7 protein-coding genes and 1 pseudogene are annotated in these 7,960 nt (G+C 44.4%); all 8 read left to right on the forward strand.

Annotation, left to right across the window (positions count from 1 at the left end):
- Positions 1-132 precede the first annotated feature (132 nt).
- Positions 133-738 carry an NAD(P)H-quinone oxidoreductase subunit I gene (ndhI, locus tag F6K20_RS15360; protein ID WP_287295207.1) on the forward strand — a complete coding sequence of 202 codons (606 nt, stop codon included), beginning with the start codon at positions 133-135 and terminating at the stop codon, positions 736-738.
- A gap of 188 nt (positions 739-926) precedes the next feature.
- Positions 927-1,553: an NADH-quinone oxidoreductase subunit J gene (locus F6K20_RS15365; protein WP_008185027.1), complete on the forward strand. Its 627-nt coding sequence runs from the start codon at positions 927-929 to the stop codon at positions 1,551-1,553.
- Between the two features lie 315 nt (positions 1,554-1,868).
- Positions 1,869-2,180: an NADH-quinone oxidoreductase subunit NuoK gene (nuoK, locus tag F6K20_RS15370; RefSeq protein ID WP_008185025.1), complete on the forward strand. Its 312-nt coding sequence runs from the start codon at positions 1,869-1,871 to the stop codon at positions 2,178-2,180.
- A gap of 315 nt (positions 2,181-2,495) precedes the next feature.
- Complete coding sequence (locus F6K20_RS15375) at positions 2,496-3,188, forward strand: rhomboid family intramembrane serine protease (protein WP_287295209.1); 693 nt, start codon at positions 2,496-2,498, stop codon at positions 3,186-3,188.
- Between the two features lie 439 nt (positions 3,189-3,627).
- The gene (leuC, locus tag F6K20_RS15380) at positions 3,628-5,034 is read left to right on the forward strand and encodes a 3-isopropylmalate dehydratase large subunit (protein WP_287295211.1); all 1,407 of its coding nucleotides are present in this window, start codon (positions 3,628-3,630) and stop codon (positions 5,032-5,034) included.
- Positions 5,035-5,045: 11 nt separating this feature from the next.
- Positions 5,046-5,648 (forward strand): 3-isopropylmalate dehydratase small subunit, encoded by a 603-nt coding sequence (gene leuD, locus F6K20_RS15385; protein ID WP_008185019.1) that lies wholly within the window; start codon positions 5,046-5,048, stop codon positions 5,646-5,648.
- Positions 5,649-5,955: 307 nt separating this feature from the next.
- A pseudogene (locus F6K20_RS15390) lies at positions 5,956-6,660 on the forward strand (RNA-guided endonuclease InsQ/TnpB family protein); the annotation flags it as partial.
- 552 nt (positions 6,661-7,212) lie between these two features.
- Positions 7,213-7,960, forward strand: a 748-nt coding sequence (locus F6K20_RS15395; RefSeq protein ID WP_287295212.1) for a reverse transcriptase N-terminal domain-containing protein, incomplete at its 3' end; no start/stop codon positions are given.

Below are 7,960 nucleotides of genomic sequence, written 5' to 3' on the forward strand. Positions count from 1 at the left end.
GTAACGAAAAAACGATAGTAATAAGTAGTAAAACGGACAAGATATACTTAAAAAAGTACATAATTTAGAAATCATAAATCAGTACTACAATACTCAGCAAGACCATCAAGAGAGAGACACTAAACTATTATTATGCTAAAGTTCCTCAAACAGGTTGGCGACTACGCTAAAGAAACTGTGCAGGCTGCTCGCTACATTGGTCAAGGGATATCGGTGACTTTTGATCACATGCAACGGCGTCCAATTACAGTACAATACCCTTACGAAAAACTAATCCCCTCTGAGCGCTATCGCGGTCGGATTCATTTTGAATTTGATAAGTGTATTTCCTGCGAAGTCTGTGTGCGGGTTTGTCCGATTAACTTGCCAGTGGTAGATTACGAATTTGATAAAGCTACTAAGAAGAAAAATCTCAAGCACTACAGTATAGATTTCGGAGTTTGTATTTTCTGTGCTAACTGCATTGAATACTGCCCCACTAACTGTCTATCAGCGACGGAAGAATATGAAATTTCTACCTACGACCGTCATGAGTTGAACTATGATAATGTAGCCCTGGGACGCCTCCCCTATAAAGTTACCCAAGACCCAATGGTAACTCCTCTAAGGGAATTGGCTTATCTACCGAAAGGGGTTATGGATCCTCATGATTTGCCAGCAGGTTCTCAAAGGGCTGGTATGCGTCCAGAGGAAATTCTCGAGCAAATGCAATCAAAGGAAGAAGACGTTAAGAGTTAGTTGTTAGTCATTGGTCTTTTAAAAGTTGTTCGCGTAGCGTGGCCAAAGGCCAAGGTTGAAGGTTGAAGGTTGAAAATTTAAAGTTGAAGGTTGAAGGTTGAAGGTTAACTAGTGACTGTTGACTGTGACCAATGACTTATCACTAATAACGATTAGCCAAAAATATATCACGAGGAGATAAGCTAAGCATGAATCTAGCGGAAGGGGTTCAGATAATTTCCGTTGCCATACTATCGGTGATCATGATTGGGGCGGCTTTAGGGGTTGTCCTTCTTTCCAACATTGTATACTCAGCGTTTTTACTGGCTGGTGTTTTCATCGGTATTTCTGGATTGTATATTCTGCTAAATGCTGACTTTGTAGCAGCAGCACAGATATTAATCTATGTTGGGGCGGTTAATGTCCTAATTTTATTTGCCATCATGTTGGTGAATAAGCGAGAGGATTTTCAACCAATGACTAAGCGCTGGGTGCGCACTGGATCCACTGCTATAGTCTGTATTGGTTTGTTTGCGCTTCTGAGTACAATGGTTTTGGCAACGCCATGGTCAGTTGAAATTGATCCAGCTATGGTTGTTACTAATACTGCTGTGGAGATTGGTCAGCATTTTTTCAGTGACTTTTTATTGCCGTTTGAGCTAGCTTCTGTACTTTTGTTAATGGCAATGGTAGGGGCAATTATCATAGCTCGTCGGGATTATATTCCTGAGGAATTGGTTTCGAGAGATCAGGAAATTGCTACAGCTTTGACCTTGCCTGAACGTCCTCGGGAGCTTGCGTCTGTAGCAGGAGATTCCACTAAGACAACCGTTTAGTTTTTTGTTGAAGGTTGTTCGCCCTTGGCATGGTGAAGGGTAAGTTGTTCGCGTAGCGTGGCCGAAATGCCAAGGTTTACTGTCACCCCTCAAGGGTCAATAACCAACTAGTAATTACCCATTTAAAAACTAAGCTGATGTTCATTTTTCTTGATGCAGTCGCTCATGGGGGAGACCCCCAAGAGCGCGCTGCATCGCTTAAATTGGTTATTACCTGTTACCATAACCGCTGTTAACTGTTACCTTTGAGCAATTTAGGTATCCCAATCTAAATGCTGAATAGCTTACTATTACCTACATAAAACATCATAATTTATGGAACTTCAACTCCAATACTTTTTACTACTTGCTGCTGCTTTGTTCTGCATCGGTATTTATGGTCTAGTAACTAGCCGCAATGCCGTGCGAGTGCTGATGTCTATTGAGCTAATGCTGAATGCGGTCAACCTGAATTTAATGGGGTTCTCTAATTTTATGGACTCAGCAGGCATTAAGGGTCAAGTGTTTACTGTTTTTGTAATTACCGTAGCAGCTGCAGAAGCGGCGGTGGGTTTAGCTATTGTGCTGTCGATATATCGTAATCGGGATACGGTGGATATGGAACAATTTAATCTGCTGAAGTGGTAGATTCAACAAAAGCTAAACATAGGGCGTTGCTAAATTATGGAATGATTTAAGGTAAGTGGTAACTGGTAAGTGGCAACTGACCCAACTAGACTTGATATTATTCCTTAGATCAGCAACGCCAAAATCTAGCACTCCTCAATCAGCTGACCTATTGTAGTTCACAAATCAAGTTTGAGTTAACTTGAGAACAGTGTGATCATAAACGGGGGTTGAAAACTGACTGCTTAGCAAAAGCTCAAAGATTAGTTAATTTTGTAAACTGGCTTTAGAATCTGGTGTGAATATTTCGGTGAACTCATAAAATAAAAACGAATTATGGTACCCCTAAGAGACGAAAACCCAATCACAATCACGCCATATATTACTATCATTCTGATTGCTATTAATATTTTAGTATTTATTTATGAACTGAGCTTAAGTAAACCAGAACTCGACACGTTTTTTAGGCTTTATGCTGTGGTACCTAGGGAGTTAACCGCTAGTTTCGATGGTATTCCTGTAGGCCAGCCTGTGCCAGAACCCTTGACTCTGATCACATCCCAATTTCTCCATGCTGGCTTTCTTCATGTTGGCTCCAATATGTTATTTTTGTGGATTTTTGGTAACAACATTGAAGAAAAACTTGGGGGGATAAGGTTCTTAATTTTTTATCTCACTTGTGGGGCTTTAGCCGCGTTAGCGCAATGGTTTTTTTCGGCTCTATCTCCTATTCCAGCTTTAGGAGCTAGTGGAGCAATTGCTGGAGTTATGGGTGCCTATATTATCAGGTTTCCTAATGCCAAAATCCTGACTCTAGTGCCCCTATTTTTCATATTTTTCGTGGCTAGGATACCAGCTGTATTTTATCTAGGGTTTTGGTTTCTACAGCAAGCGTTTAATGGCATAGCCAGTCTGGGAGCTCAGGCTCAGGTGGGAATGGAGGGTGGGGGAATTGCTTACTGGGCTCATGCTGGTGGATTTGTCTTTGGAGCTATCCTTGGTCCAATTTTAGGTTTATTTGATGATTAGTCATTGGTGGGGAGCCGTAAGCATTCAGCGGTCAGCGGTCAGCAGTCAGCAGTCAGCAGTCAGCGGTCAGCAGTAAGCTTTCCGTAACACAGATTAAACAAATGCTTACCGGTTTTCTTGATGCAAAGCGCGAGTGGGGGAAACCCCCAAGACCGCGCTCCATCGCTTATTCAAAAGCTGTTATCGTAGGTTGCCCATAGCCCATAAGCTGAATGCTGATCGCTAATGGCACCTCAAGTACCGTGGCACAGGCCACAAGCGCTGTGATGTAGCCCATAAGCTGATAGCTGATAGCTGAATACTTATGGGGACGCTGTTAATTTTTTTACCAAGATTGTCAAATATGTGTTGAAAATAACATATTTTAGAATAAAATGTAGAATCTGGGGATTAAATCTATTACCCCTGTCTTGGATTCCAGGTAAGAAGCCTTTTCTAAATGAGCGCGAGAACACTGTTTGACAAAGTTTGGGATTTACATAGTGTTGGCACGTTGCCTTCGGGTCAGACTCAACTATTTATTGGTTTACACTTAATTCATGAGGTGACTAGTCCCCAAGCCTTTGCGATGCTGCGGGAACGGGGATTGAAGGTGCTGTTTCCACAACGAACTGTGGCAACGGTAGACCATATTGTTCCGACGGAAAACCAAGGTCGTCCGTTTGCTGATGTCTTGGCAGAGGAGATGATGCAAGCGTTGGAAAACAGTAGTAAGGAGTTTGGGATTCGATTTTATAATATCGGCTCTGGGAATCAGGGCATTGTCCATGTGATTGCTCCGGAACAAGGGTTGACTCAGCCAGGCATGACGGTGGCTTGCGGGGATTCCCATACTTCGACTCATGGTGCGTTTGGTGCGATCGCATTTGGAATTGGTACCTCTCAAGTCCGTGATGTCTTAGCCTCCCAAACCTTGGCATTGTCTAAGCTTAAGGTTCGCAAAATAGAGGTGAATGGTAATTTACGCCCAGGGGTTTACCCGAAAGATGTGATCTTACACATCATTCGTAAGTTGGGGGTCAAAGGTGGAGTTGGCTATGCCTATGAATATGCTGGTACTACCTTTGAGCAGATGTCCATGGAAGGACGGATGACTGTTTGTAATATGTCGATCGAGGGGGGAGCTCGGTGCGGCTATGTTAACCCGGATCAGGTAACGTTTGATTATCTTAAGGGGAAAGATTTTGCTCCCAAAGGTGCAGATTGGGAACAGGCGGTGGCTTGGTGGAACAGTATCCGGTCCGATGACGATGCCGTGTATGATGATGTGGTTAGGTTTGAGGCGGCAGACATTGCGCCTACAGTGACCTGGGGGATTACACCAGGTCAAGGAATTGCGGTTAATGAAACCATTCCGATACCGGAGAGTTTGCCAGAAACGGAAAGAGCGATCGCACAACAAGCCTATGAGTACATGCAGCTAACTCCAGGCACAGAAATTCAAGGCACAAAGGTGGATGTGTGTTTTATCGGTAGCTGCACCAATGGTAGACTGACTGACCTGCGAGAAGCCGCTAAATTTGCTCAAGGTCATCATGTGGCTGAGGGAGTCAAAGCCTTTGTGGTTCCAGGTTCGGAACGGGTTAAGCAAGAAGCAGAAGCAGAAGGACTCGATCAAGTCTTTGTGGAGGCTGGGTTTGAGTGGCGAGAGCCTGGATGCTCGATGTGTTTGGCAATGAATCCGGACAAACTCCAAGGGAGTCAGATTAGTGCTTCGTCTTCTAACCGCAATTTTAAAGGTCGCCAGGGGTCTTCCACGGGACGGACGTTGTTGATGAGTCCAGCTATGGTTGTAGCCGCAGCCGTTAAAGGGGCAGTGGCTGATGTTCGGGAGTTGATGGTATAGGAGCAGGTCTGATGAGTAGTGAAGTAAAGATGATTACCGGAACAGGAATTCCTGTAGTAGGGAATGATATCGACACCGACCGGATTATCCCAGCTCGATTTTTGCGCTGTGTGACCTTTGATGGTCTCGGACAACAGGTTTTTGTTGATGACCGCGCTCAAGCTAACGGACAACATCCCTTTGACCAACCCCACTATCAAGGTGCAACGGTTTTAGTAGTAAATGGTAACTTTGGCTGTGGGTCTTCACGGGAACATGCCCCTCAAGCGATATCTAAATGGGGGATTCAAGGAATTGTCGGAGAGAGTTTTGCCGAAATCTTTTTTGGTAACTGCTTGGCGATAGGGCTTCCCTGTGTGACCGCTGACTCGGAAACCGTCAAGCAATTACAAACAAGCCTCCATGAGAATCCTGAAATCCCGATGACCTTGGATTTGGAAGAGATGCAAGTCTATTGTGGTGAGTTGCAGGCTTCTGTGTTTATGGAGGATGGACCAAGAAACATGCTGTTGACTGGGACTTGGGATACTTGTGGACAACTGGTTGCTCAAGTAGAAGCGATTCGATCCACAGCGGCTAGGTTGCCTTATATGGATTGGGGAGTTGTTTCTTAGTAGCTGATTAACTAGGATCTGCTTAACTAGACATAACTTGACCGAAGACCCTGAGGGCGCAAGCCCCTGGATTCTATCCCGGAGACGAAACCTTAGGAGAGTGGAGCCTTTATGGTTGGCAGGCTATGCATAAAAAGGTTAAAACTTATTGATTAAGGCTCCACTCTCCTTACGGTAACTTCAAACCATGGGGTTAGCCCGAACGGGAATTTATTCCCTAACTGTTCGGGAACTTTTACTTCAATAGTTCGACTATAATAGTAAGTAAAGAAACTACAGCAAAGGAGGTGATAGTAAAGTGCTGGGAATGGAGTTCAAGGCTGTCTTAAAAGAGAGTCAGAAAGTAGCAATAAATGAAGCTATTAGAACAGCTCGCTTTGTCAGAAACAAGGTGCTCCGATTCTGGATGGATAATCGTGGAATTGGAAAGAAAGAACTCTATCGATACAACACTCAATTAAGGGATGAATTTGAATTTGTCAAACATCTTAACAGCCATGCTTGTCAAGCATCTGTTGAAAACGTAGAACGTGCTATTAAACGCTTCTTTGATAACTGTAAAAAGAAAGTCCCGGGGAAGAAAGGGTATCCAAAATTTAAGAAGCATTCTAGGTCAGTCGAGTATAAGCAATCTGGATGGAAGTTATCCCCAGATAGTAAGTCGATAAAATTCACGGACAAAAAGGGGATTGGGCAAGTAAAGCTCAAGGGTACCTGGGACTTATGGCGATTCGACCCTAAGCTCATAAAGCGGGTTCGCATAGTCCAAAGAGCTGATGGCTACTACATTCAATTTTGCGTGAAAGTTGATACTTCAGAACAATTACAAGCCACTGGCTGTAATGTCGGCCTAGATGTTGGCTTAAAAGAGTTTTATACGGACTCAGATGGATATGCAGAACCCAATCCTAGATTTTACCGAAAAGGCGAGAAACGATTAAAGTTCTATCAGCGTCGGGTTTCTCGAAAAAAGAAAGGCTCTGCTAACCGAAAGAAAGCCATTGTGCGGCTCGTTCTTACTAGGAGCCTCTAGAAACTAGAGGGGTATGAGTAAGGGGAATCGCGAGGTACAACACCCTCAAAGATTTCTAACTGTCATGCGGATGGTGGTGAAAACCCACCCCTTGAAGAGATAAGTGACTCCTTACCTTGGCCACGTCGAGCAAGCGGCATCTAGCGGAGCGAAGCTGGCACCAGGGCGCAATCAGTTGACCACAAGCAGGTAACAACACGCTTCGCTAATAGGGAGGTGACACGGGTAAACAGGTTCTGAAAAAATGTCTTATTCTTAAGCCGCAACCTGAACAACAAATGCGAGACTTCATCCTCTCATTCTCACGGAGTTTGATAGCAACATCCGTAATCTCTGAGAAGAGGATAGGCAAATTGAACCGCCCTAAATCACCAAAACAATCCAAAAGACGGAACGAGTAAAAACGGTAGAGCAGGTCTGAGGAACGGTCGAACCTCGGTAAACTATGCCAAGTGTAATCCCTCCTACCGGGTAGGATGTGACCGAACAACTGGTCACGGGTATCGAAGATTATAGGACTCCAAGGAGAGCATGGGTAGACACAGTAACAAAGCTAGTGACCTTTGGAAAAGCCAACCGTGGAAGAAACTCCGCCAGAATCTTTTCCGCCTACAAAGACGACTATATAAAGCAGTCCAAGCTGGCGACCAGAGGAAAGCTCGGTCTCTACAGAAACTGATAATGAAATCCCGTTCAGCACAGTTATTGGCCATACGTCAAGTAACACAATTAAATCAGGGTAAGAAAACCCCCGGAATTGACGGAAAGTCATCCCTCAACTACCGGCAGAGATTGAACTTACTTGAGCTACTGAACCAGCATGCAACTGACTGGAAACATGCCGGACTACGGGAAATCCCCATAGCCAAGAAAAACGGGAAAACGAGATTACTCAAAATACCCACAATCGCTGATAGAGCATGGCAATGTCTAGTTAAATTCGCCCTGGAACCAGCACACGAGGCTGAATTCCACCCATGCAGTTACGGATTTAGAACAGGAAGAGGAGCGCATGACGCCCAAAAGCACATGCAAAACCACCTAAAATCTAATTCAAACGGCATCACAAAAAGGGTCATCGAATTAGACATCAAAAAATGTTTTGACCGCATATCCCACAGCACAATAATGGCTAATCTAATAGCACCCAAGTGTATAAAACAAGGAGTGTTCAGATGCCTAAAAGCAGGGGTAAACCCAGAGTTCCCGGAGCAAGGAACTCCACAAGGGGGAGTGGTCAGTCCACTGCTCGCAAACGTCGCCCTAAACGGCATAGAGA

The sequence above is a fragment of the Moorena sp. SIO2C4 genome, assembly GCF_010672485.1.
Classification (GTDB): Bacteria; Cyanobacteriota; Cyanobacteriia; order Cyanobacteriales; family Coleofasciculaceae; genus Moorena; species Moorena producens.